The organism is Telluria sp. AZSoR62 (assembly GCF_058111565.1).
On sequence record NZ_JBYTST010000477.1, the window covers coordinates 1 to 249 of the forward strand.

Annotated in this window: 1 protein-coding gene; it reads left to right on the forward strand. The window is 61.8% G+C overall.

Annotation, left to right across the window (positions count from 1 at the left end; genetic code table 11):
- Positions 1 to 173: aldehyde dehydrogenase family protein (locus AC3XQU_RS24465; protein WP_489876707.1), on the forward strand; the 173-nt coding region annotated here is incomplete at its 5' end.
- Positions 174 to 249: the final 76 nt, after the last annotated feature.

The following is a 249-nucleotide window of genomic DNA, read 5'->3' on the forward strand; positions in this document are numbered from 1 at the left end:
CGCTCAAGGCCAGTCGCGAGATCGACTTCGGCGAAACCTACGTCAACCGCGAAAACTTCGAGGCCATGCAGGGCTTCCACGCCGGCACGCGCAAATCTGGCATCGGCGGCGCGGATGGCAAGCACGGGTTGTACGAGTTTACTCATACTCATGTGGTGTACATGCAGGCGTGAAGGGAAGGGCCGTGCCTGCGCCGGCCCTAAGTGGAGGTGGGGCAGGAAGCCGAGATGCACGGATACATCGCGGTCT